The organism is Arcticibacterium sp. (genome assembly GCF_055134445.1).
In genome coordinates, this window is the sequence record NZ_JBSRVI010000174.1 from 1 (window position 1) to 18,056 (window position 18,056).

At 35.6% G+C, this 18,056-nt stretch carries 15 protein-coding genes and 1 tRNA gene; 4 read left to right on the top strand and 12 right to left on the bottom strand.

The window, feature by feature from the left end; all coding sequences use genetic code 11:
• Positions 1–1,621 (top strand): Ig-like domain-containing protein (locus ACTBZY_RS22910; RefSeq protein ID WP_463048729.1); only part of this gene is annotated, 1,621 nt, incomplete at its 5' end.
• Positions 1,622–2,279: 658 nt separating this feature from the next.
• Here the strand turns inward: ACTBZY_RS22910 and ACTBZY_RS22915 are convergent.
• On the bottom strand, positions 2,280–3,068 hold the full coding sequence (locus tag ACTBZY_RS22915) for an SOS response-associated peptidase (RefSeq protein ID WP_463048730.1): 789 nt from the start codon (positions 3,066–3,068) through the stop codon (positions 2,280–2,282).
• Positions 3,069–3,073: 5 nt separating this feature from the next.
• On the bottom strand, positions 3,074–3,451 hold the full coding sequence (locus ACTBZY_RS22920) for a hypothetical protein (protein ID WP_463048731.1): 378 nt from the start codon (positions 3,449–3,451) through the stop codon (positions 3,074–3,076).
• Positions 3,452–3,951: 500 nt separating this feature from the next.
• Here ACTBZY_RS22920 and ACTBZY_RS22925 point away from each other — a divergent pair, with 500 nt between their 5' ends.
• Both ACTBZY_RS22925 and ACTBZY_RS22930 read left to right on the top strand, forming a co-directional pair.
• Complete coding sequence (locus tag ACTBZY_RS22925; protein WP_463048732.1) at positions 3,952–5,271, top strand: sugar MFS transporter; 1,320 nt, start codon at positions 3,952–3,954, stop codon at positions 5,269–5,271.
• A complete protein-coding gene (locus tag ACTBZY_RS22930; RefSeq protein WP_463048733.1) occupies positions 5,268–6,260 on the top strand; it encodes a Gfo/Idh/MocA family protein in 993 nt (330 codons plus the stop codon). Before ACTBZY_RS22925 ends, ACTBZY_RS22930 begins: the two co-directional genes overlap by 4 nt.
• Here ACTBZY_RS22930 and nagA read toward each other — a convergent pair.
• From nagA to ACTBZY_RS22950, 4 genes are all read right to left on the bottom strand, one after another.
• Positions 6,255–7,439 carry an N-acetylglucosamine-6-phosphate deacetylase gene (gene nagA / locus ACTBZY_RS22935; RefSeq protein WP_463048734.1) on the bottom strand — a complete coding sequence of 395 codons (1,185 nt, stop codon included), beginning with the start codon at positions 7,437–7,439 and terminating at the stop codon, positions 6,255–6,257. The two genes, ACTBZY_RS22930 and nagA, sit on opposite strands and share 6 nt — an antisense overlap.
• Positions 7,429–8,208, bottom strand: coding sequence for a glucosamine-6-phosphate deaminase (locus tag ACTBZY_RS22940; protein WP_463048735.1), 780 nt, complete (start codon positions 8,206–8,208; stop codon positions 7,429–7,431). The genes nagA and ACTBZY_RS22940 overlap by 11 nt, the downstream gene beginning before the upstream one ends.
• Positions 8,209–9,684: 1,476 nt before the next feature.
• Positions 9,685–10,371, bottom strand: coding sequence for a DUF5995 family protein (locus tag ACTBZY_RS22945; RefSeq protein ID WP_463048736.1), 687 nt, complete (start codon positions 10,369–10,371; stop codon positions 9,685–9,687).
• 288 nt (positions 10,372–10,659) lie between these two features.
• Positions 10,660–11,649 carry a tyrosine-type recombinase/integrase gene (locus tag ACTBZY_RS22950; protein WP_463048737.1) on the bottom strand — a complete coding sequence of 330 codons (990 nt, stop codon included), beginning with the start codon at positions 11,647–11,649 and terminating at the stop codon, positions 10,660–10,662.
• Positions 11,650–11,989: 340 nt separating this feature from the next.
• Between ACTBZY_RS22950 and ACTBZY_RS22955 the strand changes: the two genes are divergently transcribed.
• Complete coding sequence (locus ACTBZY_RS22955; protein WP_463048738.1) at positions 11,990–12,178, top strand: hypothetical protein; 189 nt, start codon at positions 11,990–11,992, stop codon at positions 12,176–12,178.
• A gap of 1,183 nt (positions 12,179–13,361) precedes the next feature.
• Here the strand turns inward: ACTBZY_RS22955 and ACTBZY_RS22960 are convergent.
• The 6 genes from ACTBZY_RS22960 to ACTBZY_RS22985 form a co-directional block, all read right to left on the bottom strand.
• On the bottom strand, positions 13,362–13,610 hold the full coding sequence (locus tag ACTBZY_RS22960) for a hypothetical protein (RefSeq protein ID WP_463048739.1): 249 nt from the start codon (positions 13,608–13,610) through the stop codon (positions 13,362–13,364).
• Positions 13,600–13,848 (bottom strand): hypothetical protein, encoded by a 249-nt coding sequence (locus ACTBZY_RS22965; RefSeq protein WP_463048740.1) that lies wholly within the window; start codon positions 13,846–13,848, stop codon positions 13,600–13,602. The genes ACTBZY_RS22960 and ACTBZY_RS22965 overlap by 11 nt, the downstream gene beginning before the upstream one ends.
• A gap of 36 nt (positions 13,849–13,884) precedes the next feature.
• The gene (locus tag ACTBZY_RS22970) at positions 13,885–15,717 is read right to left on the bottom strand and encodes a hypothetical protein (protein WP_463048741.1); all 1,833 of its coding nucleotides are present in this window, start codon (positions 15,715–15,717) and stop codon (positions 13,885–13,887) included.
• Positions 15,718–15,827: 110 nt separating this feature from the next.
• Entirely contained in the window at positions 15,828–16,124 is a 297-nt protein-coding gene (locus tag ACTBZY_RS22975; RefSeq protein ID WP_463048764.1) for a helix-turn-helix domain-containing protein, read from the bottom strand.
• 157 nt (positions 16,125–16,281) lie between these two features.
• Complete coding sequence (locus tag ACTBZY_RS22980; RefSeq protein WP_463048742.1) at positions 16,282–17,310, bottom strand: hypothetical protein; 1,029 nt, start codon at positions 17,308–17,310, stop codon at positions 16,282–16,284.
• A gap of 605 nt (positions 17,311–17,915) precedes the next feature.
• A tRNA-Thr gene (locus ACTBZY_RS22985) sits at positions 17,916–17,988 on the bottom strand.
• Positions 17,989–18,056 lie beyond the last annotated feature (68 nt).

Below are 18,056 nucleotides of genomic sequence, written 5' to 3' on the forward strand. Positions count from 1 at the left end.
TTACAGCAATATAAATACCATCAGTGGTGGTGGAATATTGACAGTAAATACCATTAACTGGACGGGTTTAACTTTGGCAGCTGGAGATTCATTGATATTCTCTTACAAAGCCAAGGTAAATGCTCCCGGTGCTGGAATTAGTTTTACAAACATTGCTCAGGTTACTGCTTCTGACCAATTCGACCCTGACTCTACACCTGATAACAACATTAGCACGGAAGATGATCAATCGAGTGTGACAGCTATACCTCAAGTGGCGGATTTGAGTCTTACCAAAGCTACGAACAACAGTTCGCCAAATGTAGGTGACGTAGTTATGTTTACTATTACAGTAAATAATGTGGGACCTGATAGAGCAACTAATGTGTCTTTAAAAGATGCCCTACCCCTAGGCTATAACACCATAAGCAATATTAATGGAGGTGGAGTCTATTTTAATGACACTATCACTTGGACTATTGCCAGTTTGGCTGCAGGAGTAGACAGCACTTTCAGCTTTACAGCCAAAGTTAAAGCCCAAACAGGCACAGCCAATGAATACAAGAATACTGCTCAGGTGACCAAGTCTGACCAGTACGACCCTGATTCTACTCCCAATAATGATGATGGTGATCAAAGCGAAGACGACGAAGACTATACGGACCCTTATGTCCAAGAAATAGATTTGGAATTGGTGAAAAGTGTGAATAATACAAATCCTAATTTAGGAGAAACAGTTACTTTTAAATTGTCAGTAAAAAACAGAGGAAATTCTAATGCAAGCAACGTGGTAATAAAGGATTATTTACCCAATGGTTATGAAGCTATAGCCAATATAAGCAATGGTGGTACTAATTTAAATAATACCTTGACTTGGAACATTCCAGCAATCAATAGCTTGGATAGCATTAATGTAACATTTGATGCAAAATTAAAGACACAAATTTCAGGTCTTAATTTCACTAATAAAACTGAAATATTTGCAGCAGATGAACAAGATAAGGATAGCACTCCTGGTAATTTCAGTGGGAATGTAAGTGAAGACGATGAGTTTGTCTTGTGTCTAGCACCGAAAATCGCCGGCAAAACAATCTATTGTACTAAAGATTCTTTAAACTTAACAGCATTTGGAGGCAACAGCTATACTTGGAGTACTCCAAGAGGTGTCTATAGCGGAAGTCAGCTGACTATATCAAATCTAAACATATCTGACCAAGGAATTTATACGGTAGATATTACAACTGTTGATGGTTGCATCATACGTAAAACACAGCAAGTGACAATAAACGATGTGCCAAATGCAACAGTAACGAGTAAATCATCTGGCTGTTTAGGTTCAGAAAGTAAAAACGATGGTCAAATATTAATTTCAGGATATACCTATGCTGATCAGTTCCAAATTAGTGAATCTCTAACATTTGATTCTAACAATGCATCTGTTCCATCCGCAATTCCTATGAATGGTATTTTAAGAAATAACCTATTGAATCCAAGTGATCCAAATAAAATATTTTCAGTTAGGTTATTAAATGGAAACTCGTGTAAAACAGATTATACTGTAAATTTAGCTCGTCAAAACTGTATATGCTTACCCGAAATTTGTGTTCCTTTTACGTTTTTGAAAACGAGTAAATCGAAATAAAAAGCATTTAATAATGCTATTTATTTTTGTAACCTGAGCTCTATGTTGGAAAAGTTATAAAAAAAGATAAAGTAAGTGAAGGATTTAGTATATTACTATACTAAATATCAACAACATAACCCACTTTTAACTTATAATTTCGAGGAGTAGAATTACCTAAATATTCTGTGTTATTGATGATTTTTGTATTGTTTTTGAGCCCGCTTTTCGTCAAAAACTGATTTCCGATGGTATGAAGACCCGTAATAGAAAATCAATCATGTCAGTATGCGAGGTTTTGACCGTTACAATCCTATTTCACTCGAGTGTGTTTAGATGTTTTAACCCGGATTATGCATTGTGGAATCGTTATGAGAAGTTAAAGTGTAATAAATCAGACATTTAAACGAGATTAGCACAGCGGTTTACACTGAGCTTTTTATCGAAGGGCTATGGTGATTGAGTTTAAATGGGTGTAGCCTGTGCTGAGCTTGACGAAGTAAACTGATTTGAAGCAATTTAGTTACGGTTCCGATAGCTATTGGGAGATTTTCTAATGTATAAAGCGGCCTAAATCTACTTTAGAGTGGAAATTGAAGTAACTGTACTGATTTTACTGTCCAGTATCTTGGGGAACTTCAAGCTGACCTTCTTCAATTAAATCAAATAAAACATATTTTTAAAACAAACTAAATTGTTCATTCTCTGTCTTTATGGAATGATAGCCTTTAGGCAGCTCAGGATAAGAATACTCATCTATTACTTCTGGGTCATTAATGGACTCATATCTAGTCCTGATTTTTTTAACAGTATGAGCCTTTAAGAGACCATCAGGCAAAGGTTTCAGTAAACTTTCATAATTATCCCCATCTAACCAATTGAGATAATCCTTCTTTTCCAGAATGACTGGCATTCTTGGCTCTTCCAGTTTAGGATTATTATGAATTTTTGACATCATTTCATTTGCCTTGGTAGTAACAATACTAACAGTTTCAATAACTTCTCCATTTATGTTAGCCTTATTAAAAATGCCTGCCATAACTATGGGCTCACCATTGGACTTTGAAATAAAAAATGGAAATGTTTTACTTTTAAAATGATGATATTCAAAAAAGCCATCTAAAAGAACCAAGCATCTATTTTCCTTAATGGCTTCCTTAAAAGACTTCTTCTCATCAAGAGTTTCTGCCCTTGCATTTAAAGTGTACTTGCGTATATTATTTGCAGAATCTAAAGTTTTATATGTAGAAGGAATTAAGCCCCAAGTGAAAAACTGAATTTCCTTAGGTTTAGTATTGGTGATAATAGGGAGCTTAGGAAACTCAAAACCATTTAAATGATATGCTTCAGGCCATTCCTCGTATTGCTTTAATTCATCCTTTAAGGAATTAAGCTCTGTTTTGTTTAAGCCATAATGCTCCCCATATTTAATAGCTTTTTTAATTTGATATGAAACATCATAACACATATACTTTAACTGTTTCTAACTAATTCACTGTCCCTGTTATTTACCTTAATTGAATTATAACCAATAAAAAGATTCGGGTCTGAAATAGGATGAGATTTTAAATAAGAAACCAAATCGCCAATGGTCTTAACCTCAGAAGAATCAATATCATCTTCCTTAATAAACTCTGATACATCTATATCACATGAATATATCTTAGCTTCAAGTTCTGCTTCTGGAATATTGGACTCCAAGAAAGCCAGTCTGGTCTTGATTAATTCTACTCTATCTAAGCTTACTGTAGAGGGCTCACAATAATTTACAAACTTGTCAGCAGTACAACACAGATAAAAAACCTTAAGTGTATTGTTAGATAAATGGTCTAAGCTATTATGGGTTTTCATATTCTTGTTTTTTTGCCATTCAAAAATAACTGAAATCTCAGATATATTGAATTTAAGCAATTTAAGCGACATACATAATATTTATTAGTCTTTAAGATGCAGATTTTTTGGGAAGAATTTATCAAATTATCTATTATTAAAGCCTAAAAAGTGGCTCACTTTAAACCGGAATATCTACCAAAGAATAATGAGGTCTATTTGCAATGTAATCATGAACCCAAAGCTCATTTTACACCCTAACTTCCTGAAGCTCCACAGGACAAAACACCAACCACCTTATTATTAAGTAGTTGAGGCTTTTCATTTGGGTTTCATCCCGTATTTAGCCCGATATCCCCTCTTCAAGGAAGCCTTTTTCCTCTCTTTGAAAAAGCGAAGTCTAAAATTAAAAAGCTGCCTTAATTGACTGATTAAGCAGGATAACTAAAGAATGTCAGATAATAAACTAAACATTTTAGACTATATTTAAACTTATTATTCAACCATGTAAATCTTAATAAATGCCTGAAGCCGTTGCGGTAAGCTCTTTGAGTAAAAACGAAACCCGTATATCCATTGCAATAGTCGCAGTAATGTTTTTCATATTTGGATTTGTTTCTTGGATAAATGCTATTCTGATTCCTTATTTTAAAATAGCTTGTGAACTGACCAATTTCCAGGCATACTTAGTTGCCTTTGCCTTTTATATTTCCTATTTCCTAATCTCAGTTCCTGCTTCTTTTTTATTACAAAGAGTCGGATTTAAAAAAGGGATAATGCTTGGTTTTTGGATCATGTCCATAGGAGCATTTATCTTTATTCCTGCCGCTTATAGTCGTACTTATTATATCTTTTTAATTGGCTTATTTACGCTTGGTGCCGGTTTGGCCATATTACAAACTGCCGCAAACCCTTATATCACTATTCTAGGTCCAAAAGAACGAGCTGCCCAGCGAATCAGTATTATGGGTATTTGCAATAAAGCAGCAGGCATACTTGCTCCTTTAATCTTTGCTGCGGTAATTTTAAGAGCAACGGATAGCGATCTTTTTCAAAATTTGGCGAGCATGAATGAGGTAGATAGAGCTGCTGCCTTGGACGAACTCATTCAACGTGTAGTTACACCTTATTTAATAGTGGGCATTGTGCTCTTTTTATTGGGTTTGGGTATTCGTTTTTCACCTTTGCCGGAGATTGACACTGATGGTGATAAAGAAGTATCGGCTGATAACCAGACTGCTAAAAAAAGTATTTTCCAATTCCCACATTTAATACTTGGAGCGGTCGCGATTTTCATGCACGTGGGTACACAAGTAATCGCAATAGATACTATTATTGGTTATGCGGGGTCCATGAACATTCAGTTAATGGAGGCCAAAGTGTTTCCATCTTATACCCTGGCTACCACTATATGTGGTTACCTTTTAGGAATAGTATTAATGCCCAAAATTATATCTCAAGTTACTGCACTTCGGTTTTGTACGGTATTAGGCTTGACTTTGACACTTTTGGTGATTTTCACTAAAGGTGAAGTTGCGTTTTTAGGCATAAACGCTGATATTTCTATCTGGTTTTTGGTTTTAATGGGCTTAGCCAATTCCTTAATTTGGGCGGGCATTTGGCCACTAGCATTAGATGGTTTAGGTAAATTCACAAAACTTGGCTCGTCAATTTTAATAATGATGCTTTGCGGAAATGCTATTATGCCACTGGTTTACGGCCATTTTGCTGATCTTTATGATGTGAAGTCAGCCTATTGGGTGCTCTTCCCTGCTTATCTTTACCTAGTATTTTACGCTATAAAAGGACATCAATTTAGAACTTGGAAAATTTCAAAATGAATAAACTTACAAGACGTGATTTTTTTGCACCTGTTTTAGCTGCAAGTATTGGCTTGTCATTTGTAAAAAAGGCCAATACTAATATAAATAGTATGAAGGGTAAGCGTGTTGGAATTATTGGCCTGGATACTTCACATTCGGTAGCGTTTACCAAATCACTTCATAGAGGAGATGCTGCTTTTAAGGGCTATAGCGTGGTTGCGGCCTATCCACAAGGTAGTTTGGATATAGTTTCTAGCACAGAAAGAATCCCTGGCTACATAGAAGAGGTTAAGAAAATGGGCGTTGAAATTGTAAGCTCAATAAGCGAACTATTGAAAAAAGTGGACGTTGTTTTATTAGAAACAAACGATGGAAGAAGGCACCTAGAGCAAGCTGTAGAGGTATTCAAAAGTGGGAAAAGAACATTTATTGACAAGCCCATTGCGGCATCTTTAAAAGATGCACAAGCCATTTTTAAGGCAGCTGAAAATTATAATGTCCCTATATTTTCGGCATCTTCATTAAGGTTTGCCACGGGAATGATGGAAATCAAAAATGGGTCAATTGGTAAAATTTCCGGAGCAGATACCTTTAGTCCAATGAAGTTTGAAAAGACTCACCCAGATTTATTTTGGTATGGAATACATGGGGTAGAAATGCTATTTACCGTCATGGGAACTGGCTGTGAAAGTGTACAAAGAACCATTGGTGAAGACCAAGAAGTAGTTACTGGAATCTGGAAAGATGGGCGTATAGGTACCTTTAGAGGCATTAAAAATGGGAAGCAAAACTATGGTGGTATGGCTTTTGGCGAAAACGGCATAAACCCTCTTGGTCCGTATAACGGCTATGACCCACTTTTAATCGAAATTATTAATTTCTTCGAAAGTGGAATACCACCAGTAGACAAAAATGAGACACTTGAAATGTGTGCATTCATGATGGCGGCAGACGAAAGCAAGAAAAAAGGAGGAGCATCGGTTAGTTTGAAAGAAGTTGGTTTATAAACTATAAACCACCCTTCCTTCTACCATGGTCATTTTGATATTAATTCCCTCATCAAAAATCAGAATATCCGCATCTTTACCAACTTCTAAAGAGCCTTTTTGAGCATCAACTTTCATGATTCTTGCTGGGGTAAGACTTGCCATTTCTATGGTTTCCAGCATAGGTACTTCAGCCATGTTGAGCATTGTTCTAACCAATCTATCAAATGTAGACACACTACCTGCAAATGAACTTTTGTCTGGCATTTTGGCCACGCCTTCCTCTACCAGTACTTCCACACCGTTTTTGTAACCTCCTAGTAAAGATTTACCTTCAGGCATGGCTGCGGCACGCATACTGTCTGTAATAAGTGCTGTTCTTTTTGGACCTTTAATCTTGTAAATAAGCTTTAGCAGTGGGGCTGGTAAATGTGAGCCATCTGCAATAATCTCCACATCCATGTCATCTATTAGGTAACCAGCTTCTACCACACCAGCATAGCGGTAAGTATTCCGACGTGTAACCCCAAGCATCGCAGAATAAAAGTGAGTTGCCAAAGTATATCCATTATGAAATGCTTCTTCAGCTTCTTCATAAATGGCATCTGTATGTGCTATGGCAGCAAGAATATTGTTTTCTGTCAAGTATTTTCCAAACGCCATAGCACCAGGTAATTCTGGAGCAGCACTCCACCTTTTGATACTTTTATAGTTTGCAATAAGCTCTTTGTACTCTTTTTCATCAGGATTTCGGATAAATCGTGGGTCTTGAGCTCCCCTTTGACTCATGGCGAAATATGGACCTTCTAAATGGATTCCCAAAAGCGATGCCCCTTTCTTGTTTTGCTGTTTCGCTTTTTCAAATGAATTTAAAGTTGCTTCCAAGTCCTCTGGCTCAGCAGTCAAGGTAGTTGGGAACATGGCTGTTGTGCCAAATCTTGCATGGGTTTCGGCAATGGTTAAAAAGGCTTCTGGCGTACCATCCATAAAGTCGCTGCCACCGCCACCATGGATGTGTATATCAATAAATCCAGGAGAAATGTATTGGCCTTTGGCATCAATTTCTATGGCCTCTGGAAATGCTGGATTGCCCTTTTCTATTCCAATTATTTTACCATCAGAAACAAGAACAGATGCTTGTTCTAAAATTGCTATTGGCGTGATTACTTTGCCGTTTATTATTTTGATTTTAGACGACATGCTTTACTATTTTTGATTTGGCTAAAATGCTTTCAGGCAAAAGGCTCGCAGCATTCTTATCTAAGAAATACTCACAATTTGAATGAATTTGTAAAATACTGGCGGGATGAAGATTAGTAACTTCCCCATTCAAGCAATCTCTAGCTGCTTCAGCTTTTCTAGTATCAGGAACGGAACAAATTAGATGCTTCGTTTTCATTATTTGCTTTATAGACATGCTAATAGCTTGTTTTGGAACAGCATCGAAACTTTCAAACCAACCTTCGCCAAACTGCTGCTGACGACAAGCTTCGTCCAAATCCACGACTATGTAAGGCTCTTCTGTCTCAAAGTCAGCTGGGGGATCATTAAAGGCTAAGTGTCCATTTTCGCCAAAACCCACGAATGCTAAATCAATAGGATGTTGTTTAATTAATTCACCAAGTCGCTGACATTCTTTTTCGCCATCCACTTCTCCATCAATCAATACTACTTTTTTAAAACCTGGTTTAATCACATTAATGACTCTATCCAAAAGGTACTTTCCAAAACTTGCTGGGTGGGAAAGTGGCAAGCCTAAATATTCATCAAGATGGAACATGGTTACTTTATCCCAAGCAATATTTTTTTCTGAGAGTATTTGCTTAAGCACATCAAACTGACTTGCACCAGTTGCTAGGATAATATTTGCTTCACCGCGTTCGGCAATTGTATTTCTAAGGATTTCTGCTGCTCTTTTTCCAGCGGACACTCCCATTTCTTCAGGAGTATTGAATATTGATAAATTCATGGTTGAATTGGGTTTTAACCCTTAAGAATGTTTAATGATTGTATAGAATTATTAAAAATAAACATTTCAATAGAACTAGTCCTAAATCAGTGCACAAAATGAAAAAGGAATCCCCTAATAGCTGTACGAATTATTTGAAAAATTCATCAGCAGCATAAATAGGGCTATCTAACGATTCAAAGACACTGAAACCAAACAAATGGAATATGTACTTATAGGTACATTAATGAGCATTACTCCTACTATCCTTTTGGGAATATTAGCCCACTATTTAATACTTTCTTTATAAGTGAGAACTTTAGAAGCGTATTACCAATAATAGGACGCAACACAATGGGGTTGACCGGTTTTAACGGCATGAAGCTCATGCGAGTATAAGCATGTATGGAGTTAGTAGAACCTCCATTTAAAAATTCTTCTAAACAAAAAGAAGCTATACTCAGTATACCATGGCTGCTTGAGCTAGATTAGATGAACTAAACGCCAAGACGCTCTCTTGCTAACCTATGCCGCGAGAGAACCAGAGGTGTCGGCACGCCGAGGCGTTTTCTGGCGGATTTCTTACCAGTAAATAGTATCGGAGGTAAGGATTGTTAGGTACGTCGGACGGCTTCTCAATCACGAAAAACAAGACCGAATAAAAATCTAAAAGGATCGACAGGGGCCATGTTCGAACTTAGGGTTAGAATCCTTGCAGTTCCACTTTGTAAACCTCAATTGTCATATTAGTAGATAGTTGAGGTTTTTTATTTGAATTCTAGTCAACTTTTAGACAACCAATTGCTCATAATAAATTTTCAACCTTTAGTGAGCGTACCTTCCCGCATGGTTTTGCCACAATACGTCATTACCGATTTTTAGCGTCTAAAAACAAAGCCAAAGAATTAAATCAAGCCAAAACTGAATTTAAACAGGCACAGTTGGAAAAGAAACACTATAGTTGGCAAGAAATAGCTGAAGAAAAACTAGACATTCAGCTAAATCAATGGTAAAAGCAATACACTAAAAATGATTAGAAGCTTAGAACCCGAAAGAGAACCATAAGACATATAAAACCAAACTTAACAAAATGGTAGAAAGTAAAAATGATGGCTCAAAAAAAAACTCAGCTGGGAGAGCTATGTCTATAGCTGACATTTTACTAAAGACGGGTATTTAAAAGACTGGAATAGCTGGAAGCTTAGGCGAAATCAAGGGAGCACAATTGAAATTATGGCTACAGAAACTCCTTCTTAAAACACAAATAACAAACGAGTTCCATTGAATCCCTCCCGATAGCTATCGGGAGGGATTGTCTGAGTGCTTGAGCTCAATCCCGATAGCTATCGGGACTCAAATGAACCAAAGCCTTAATCGCTGCATTCGAGCCTAATTGTTGTGAATTCGTTTTTTCAAATGTTGATTTAGTTTTTATCGAATCTATCTAAAGAACTTTAACATTGATTAGTGGTTCCTTGTAAAAGCTAAATCTTTTACCTAAAGCATACTTATTAAATTCCCCCTTTGTAACACTTCCTTTTCAAGTTTTAAACGAAATGATTCTTTTTCATCGGCAGATTCAATTTTTAATAGTATTTGGGTATTTTCCCAGACCTCCTCTCGCCAATGGGAAATAAGCTTTGATATTAAGTATTCATCAATTCTCCCAAATAAAGAATCAATCCATGCAAGAGAAGGACTTAAGGGTTCTAAAATTATGTCCTGAACACTATCAATGGTTTCAGAGATAACATGATTAACGTGACAGTGGTCTTCATACCTTTGTCTTTGTTTTGTTTCGGAAAGGGTTTCCCATTCAGGTCGTAATAAATCATCTAATGCCAAAACCAAGTCGTAATTAATGTGAGAATTAACTCCTAAAATTAATGATTGTAGTTCACCTACAGTGTTATCCAATGTAGCTTTATGAGCATAATGCCATACTTTTGAGGTTTGATCTCCACAATCATAACAGGTTAAATTTTCAAAATAATAATCGGCAAAACGATGAAGTAACTGATTCACCCAATTTGAATCATGAAATTCTCCATTTTGAACAGCTGTCATCATATTACCGCTCATTAGCCGATAACAGTTCAAAAATATATGACGGCAATCTTGGGAGGATTTCCACTTTTCAATGTATACTTCCATCTTAATTAATACCGAATCACTTTGCTCCATGCTAATCAATTTATCAATAAATGTACTAAGTTATATTAATTCTCCTTATATATACTTTATCAAATTCAGGATAAAGATTCTCATATTTTTCAATATTATTTTCTTACTGTTCACCTGCTAATTTACTATTTGAAGTGCAATTAGAATCCCCATAACTGCAAGAATAATTTCCTCATAACGTATTCTTCTAAAAAATTATATCATTGGTTAGTGATTGGTTATAATGATGCACAACATGGGTATAAACCTCAGTAGTCTTGCTAATGCTGTGACCTAGCATTCACTGAATTAACCGTAAATTAACACCTTCTTGCAGCAAATGCCCGAGCGTCGGCCGGTAGCAAAACTATGCCTTAATGTATGTACCGTTCCCCATGGATTAGCACCCGATAGCTCAATAGCATTTCTTAATACTTTTTGGATACTTTTTGTTGAATATTGTCGTCCATCCTGCCCCTCAAAAAGCCAATAGGATGGTCTATGAGCTTTAAAATACATTCTTAATACTTTTAGAAGAATTGGTGATAGTATCGTTTTTTTACCTTTGGAATCTTTTACAAAAATGTAACCCTCATCACTATGGATATCTGCTATTCTTAAGTTAATAGCCTCGCTAATTCTAAGGCCAGCACTGTAAATGGTGAGCAATACCGCTTTGTGCTTGATGTTTTTAGGTGCGGTCACAATCTTCAATACTTCCTCTTTGCTAAATATATTTGGCAGTGATTTCGACTTATTGGGTCTTTGAATGTCATAGTATTCCCTTGGCCTGCCTAAGACATGCTCATAATACGCCTTTATGGCATTTATCACCATGTTTTGTTTGCTATCGGATATCTTAAACTTCGTTTTTAGATGATAAACGTATGACTCAATCTCGTCTTTTGTGATTTCACGAAAATCTCTAGACTTAAAAAAACTAAAGAAATAGCTTAGTTCTCCTAAGTAATTTTTAATAGTGGCTCTACTGAATGATTTTAAAATAAACTTTTGTTCACAGAGAGCCATGGCGTTCTTTTGCGATTCATCCAATACTACTTTTGGTTTTTTAACTATCTTATTATCAATACCTTGAACCGTAAAGCGACCTTTGAATCTTGTGGCAATTAGCCTTTTGTTTTCCTTTGTGTTTATTAAGCTCCAAAGCTTCTGAGTGGGATGATAGAAAGAGGAATTTTGAGATTTTATCCATTTCCTATCATCTTCCATTGCATATGGAATATAGAGTTTAAACCGTTGGCTTCTGGGCTGAGGGGTGTACACTATAACAAGCTGCATCTTTTTCTTATTAATAAGTGGTAAATAAAAAGAAAGGAATTGAATAAAACCCGAATACAAATGCTTATAATCGTTTACAAACGTTTCTTAACCGTTAGTAACGGATATTGTAATATTTGACCTAATGACTTAGTTTTATGCCATATAAATTCATTAGTCGTTTCATAATATGTCAAAATGTAAAATTTGCAAGACAAAATTGGTTGGAAGAAAGGACAAGGTATTTTGCTCTATTAAGTGTAAGAATTTGTACCATGTTAGCTTAAGAGCCGTTACAACTAAAGAAGCTCACAATTTAGATAGACACCTACACCGAAACAGGTCAATATTACTAGAACTGATGGGCAAGACCCAAACTCAAAAGAAACTGAGTAGATTGTTATTAGAGGAAAAAAAGTTCAAGTTTAAATATGTAACCCATTACTACATTAACTCTAAGTCTAAAATAATGAATTATGTCTATGATTTTGGATGGATGGATTTCTCAGATGATGAGGTGCTAGTTGTAAGAAAGAAGAACATCAATTAATAATATTGGAATTCTAATGTTTTGGCTAATACCTTCTGGTTAAAAACTCTTCGTAACCTCTCCTATTTTTCGAATTCATATAGCACCCCTAAAGAACTGTCCGACAAAACCATTTCTATTACGTTTCATAACGAATCATTTTCTTCGTTTTGGAGAATTATTGGACGAAACATGGCGAATCATTCCGCGAATAGTTAAACGAAACATTGGCGACACGTTAATGTTTCGTCCATGTTTCGCTACGTGTCGCCAACGTGTCGCCCGTTTCGTCAAGAATTGCTAGGTGAACGAAACATAGTGTGCCGTTGTCCACTTTGATTCGTGTAGGACACAAACCTTATGTGAATTCAAATGGGATGTAGGAAACCACAAAAATCAAATTTTAGGTCAGGTCATTTCGAAGAATAGAAGGTGAAAGAACATGCTTAGTTCTTATTTTCAAAATAACCCCTATTGATTTGGTGGTGGCTTAATGGAATCTACACCATCAGGCAATTCTTTGTAGTAATACTTGTCTAGAATTTCAGGGTGGCTAACTATTCCTAACTTATTTCTAAGTTTCTCAACCGAATGAGCACTAAATAGCATATCAATGAATGAAGGACGATTTGAGTGAACCTCCTTATAAACTCAAATAATAGGTGTCTAAAGATTGGTAAGACCCGATTTAATCAAACAAGAAAGAAGTGTTTTATAATTTCATTTATACCTTTTCGAAAGAATATAAATACCCAGTCCTTGAACTCTTTAAATACTAAATAGATACTCCATTAACCGAGTATTTCATTGAAGAACAACGGTAGCGTTAGACACTCTATCTAGCAAACTACTAACCAGAAACACCTAACTGGCCGCTAACCACTCTAACACAGGTTAATTTGGACTAACCAGGGGGCTAACGCCCCGTTTGTACGTTCTAACGATTTTGCTAACCGAGTTCTAACGGAACAGTTAACCCGTGCTAACGGAGAACAGAAGACACTGCTAACTCAAGAATAAATGAATTTGACCGACACCTTTTTAAATTAAGCCATTAAGTGTCTAATTTATACTTAGAAAGATCGGTAAGAAGGCCGAATTCATAAGGTTTGAAGGTTATAAATGGCATTAACTATTAATCTAATTAGCAAACTTTAGTTAAGTACCTTTTTTATTAATAGAAGTATAAAATAAACTGGGAATATTATTTAATGGAAAAGTTTCGAACGAAATGATATATGAAGGCAATAATGATTATAAAAATTAAAATGAATGGCCAATTGCTTGTCTCAGAATCTCGACTTTGTTTCATTTCTTGCTCTTTTGTAGGCATTATCTCTTCCAGTCTCATAACCATCCATTTAGAGATAGTTACGGTTTCACTTTCGGCCTCCTTTCTTATAAAATCATATAGTTTTACGGGTAACCTTATACTTACTTTTCTACTTTTCATTTGTATAGTTAATTTTAGAATAACCCGCCCTAACTCTAGCCTGATTAAATACAACTAAGAACTGGGTAAAATTTACCTCTGGATTAATATAAAGGCTGTGTAATAGACTAACAGATTCGAAATTTTCTTTTTCTATGACTGGGTTTGGGTGAGCTTTTACTTTTTCAAGATATTCATATCTGACGTTTGTATTAGCATCAATCGTCCATACACCGTCAGGCATGAAGGGGTTTTTCATGTTAATGATATTAGTAAATTTTAGAGAAAATAAAGATTAAGCTGCCATACCGTAAAGGCAATTGAAAATATGTGTGTGATATGATATGTAGTCCTTATAAAGATCAGGGGCATATCTTTTTAATATATCTGCGTGTTTTACATGTGCCCGTTTTGCACCTCTTCTAGGCTTGAAACCTAGTTTTTCAGGATTTAGCGGTATTATCTTACCTCGCATACGTTCAAAAGAGTGCCCTACTCTTGAACTAGCAGCGGCTACCGTATTGGCTCCAACCTTTCCTATTATCATATCTAAGTAGTCATGCACCTCAAGGTTTACAATTACTCGTTCGCCATAAATAGGTAGCTGAGTACTGTCAGAAGAAGCCATCACCACCATTTCGGCTACTACTTTGGTAAAGTACTTAAGATTGTAAAATGGCATTTTTAGAGACTCTCCAGTTTGTTCCATGCCTGAGTTTACGTTTCCTGCTTCATCACCAAATGGCACATAAGGTATTTCTGGTTCCTCTTCTTTAGGCTTTACTTCATACACGTATCTAAAGCCATTTTTGCCTTCATGCACAACTTGGCCTTTATCTACTTTTTGTCCTCTAAGTATGTCAGAACATCCCCAAAGCCTACCATTTATCTTTCTTTCCGTAAATTTTGGCTTGTAATACTGTAAATCCACTTCTACTTCATGATACTCTCCTGTTAATGGGTCAGTTTCATAATCAAATGTTTGAACCATATCTCTATTGAATTCTTCTGAATAAATAACCCTTTGATTTGCTGGTAGTTTAATTTCTTCCATCTTCTTGGTCACGTATTTTATCACGTATGCCGCTACTGAGTCAAGATTATGAATACCGTGTATGTCTGTGCTGTTTGGGTTTGTCCAGCCGCAATCTACGCCAGCTTCGTAAGCTTTCTTTTGCTTCTCTGTAGCAGCTGATTCTATAATCTTTCTTGAAGGAACTTTGCCGTATTTGGCTGTAGTTATCAAAAAAGATTTGAATACGGGATGTACTTTTTTAGGCATTTTTCGGGTTTCTGAAACCTTTTCGGCTATTCTAAGAAGGTCTCCACAATCCCTCTTAAACAGCTTAGGCTCTACTTTAAATCCGTTTATATGGTAATCCTCTTGGTATCTTTTATATCCCGATACATATCCGAGCTTTTCACAGCATTGATTCCATTTCTCTCTTATTCTTTCCCAAGGAATGTACTTATCTACAAGAATGTGAAAATGTATGTTTCCGTTTTTTTGTGGCTCTGCTCTCCAAAAGAATGCCTTTACTCCAAAACCTTTTTGAAGTCCTTTTAAATCAGTCCCTCGCACGTAGTATTCATCAGGAGATTGCTTTAACCAGTTAATGAATGGGTGCAAAATATAGTCCTTAATATCATTATCTCCATGTATTTGGCACGATGGAAGCGTTAGCGTTACAAACGTTGGATATACTTGACCAACATTAACTTGCTTAGGTAGACTTTTAAGATCTACACTTAATTCTATAGCGGTTAACCATACTTGAAGCATTTGTTCTAAAGTTCTTTTAGTAGCTGGGGACAAATAGCCGTTATATGTATCCTTCGCTATATTCTGCATTAGATTATCTATGGCATTTGGGTTGGCTAGTTTCTTATTGCCATTCCTGCGATAAACATCAACTTGGGTTATGGACTTGGTTTTAAACTTAGCTATGGTTTCAAACGTGCCAAGCTCTTTAGGTCCACTTATGTCAATGGCAGCTAATCTATCCTTTTGGGAAGAACTTAGTCTTTCTATTGCTACTTCTGATTCTAATTTACTCTTTACTGCTTTGTGCTGTATTTCTGTTCCAAAAAGACCAGTTTGTATAATTCCGTTGTTGTTATTTTGCATGGTTGTAAAAGTCTATTACGTTTCCGTTATAATCCGAATCTCTTATTTTCCTAGAACCGACGTTAAGATTAACCAAAAAAGGGTATACCTCGATTCTTGTCGAATGCCGCTTAAAGATTGGTCATCTCCTTTTGGATTTGGGAAATAGTTTTAACTGGATTTCGAAGTAACCATTGGTCAATCTCTTCTTTCGAAAAATAAAGACATTTACCACTAGGATTAGAATGTGGAATAAGTCGCTTACTCGTTAATTTGTAAGTATAGGATTTGGAAAGCCCTGTATAAAGGCATATTTCTTCCAGATTAAGAACAGACTTTTGAGCAATTAAACTATTTCGCTCAATGTTCTGAAGCTTTAGTGATTGCTCTTCAAGCAAATCAATAATTTTGTTTTGGTTTTCGTTCATCACGATCTTTTGTTTAAAGATTAATAAATGAACCACCGGTGGTCTCTTTCGAGTGTAATTACCTTACAAAGATTGCCTAAAAACAGGTCGGTCCTTAAAAATGAAAAATATCCATATCCTCCTATATCCTGCTGTATCCTTATTTTTAATGAATGTGTTATTGTAGATAACTGTCAAAGTAGGCCATTCGAGTACTATGAGCAGAGGTATGCTGACCTTTATTATAAGCTTTTGCCAAATCTTCGACTTTAGAGGGAACTGTAAAGAGTTCCTTTGCTTTTTTCCATTTGTTCAATGACTCTACACATTCTCCAATAAAAGTTGCTAGCTCAACTTTACTTGTCCAATGAATTTTTTGATAGTCTTCGGGAATTTCCTGTCCACTAAAGACTGCAATAAAGTCGGACTCTTTCGAATAAGAATCGTTGACTTTAGAATCTTTTATTAACGCTTTATAAAAAATCGAGAGTTTCTCAATAGATATATTTAAATCATAAGTTTTTGAAACGCTTGGTTTAACCTTTTTATACCCTGACTTTACAGCGTTATATATTCTATTTACTTCTTTATTTTCTATAGCAAGTTTCGTCAAATACTCTATCTCTTTTACTATCACACTATCTTCATACAGCTTAGCATATCTATAACAATAATAATCGCGAATTGACCGAGCATTATCATAGGTTTCGAAATAAATAAATTGAAGAATTGCATTACGTGGTCCGTAGTTCTTAAATGAAAGTGAAAGTTTAAGAATATCAATTCTTTCATCAATGCCAAAATTATTATACATCAAATTACTCGCCAGTTTTTTTGACATTTCTGACTCCTTTACATAATTAATTAGTTCATAGAGTATTACTGATACACACTTATTGAATAACCTAATTTTAGCATAATCGTTATCAGTACCGGTATCTTGAAGAACATCAATTAACTGTAAGTGTTCTTTTCGATAATGTTCTGTAGATTCTGGGAAGTAATAAGTATCCTCTGAATTAGAATTAATATCATCATATGAATAGAATCTAAGCAAATCTTTGGCTAATTGGCTTCTGTCCTTCCAAGTTAGGAGATGATAATACTCCTTTATGATTTTATAAATCCCTTTCTTATCAAAACCTAATGGAAGTTCTCCGTAAATTGATTCATAATAATCTATATCATCCCCTTCAAAATCCTTCATACTAATCTTTTTTGAGAATTTAAAATCGCCCTAAGGCAAATCTAAATGATTTGTCCAATAGGAGGCATGGCCTGACATAGGTTCATTAGATTTTTTTTTTTGCTTTTTCTACTATTTAGTTTTTGGAGCTTAATCCAAAAAATTCCAAATTCGGATTTTTTTGTTACCACGCCTACAAATAAGACAGATTAAAAATAGAAAAAGTAATTAAATTAGAACTCACCTATAACTTACAAAGTCCACGGAATGTCAAATTGATATAATCTTCATGGAGAACAATAACGGTTTCCCTGTTGATGAGATTAGTAGAGAATTGGCTATTTTAATACGGCAACCAAGTAAGGTGTGGTCGAAAGAGTATGTTGGTAAATACACAAAGAACTAGAAAAATAGAATCTGCCTTATACCATTTTGAGCCTCGATGACTTGATGCAATATTAGTTGTCAAAATGATATGGCCAAGCCAAATGGAATAAAAACGATTATTTTTTATCTGTAATGGTAGTATGAAGAAAGTCTAGGCAAGCCCGTAAATAAGTATGCAAATTGTATGCAAACGGCAATAAAAAAAGGAGTTACATTCCTGTAACTCCTTGATAATAAAGAGCCTCTTATCGGGATCGAACCAATGACCTACTGATTACAAGTCAGTTGCTCTACCAGCTGAGCTAAAGAGGCCTCTGTTTTTAAAGGAAGTTTAGAGATAAAATCTTTTCGTTTCCGTTAAAGTGATGCAAAAGTAATAG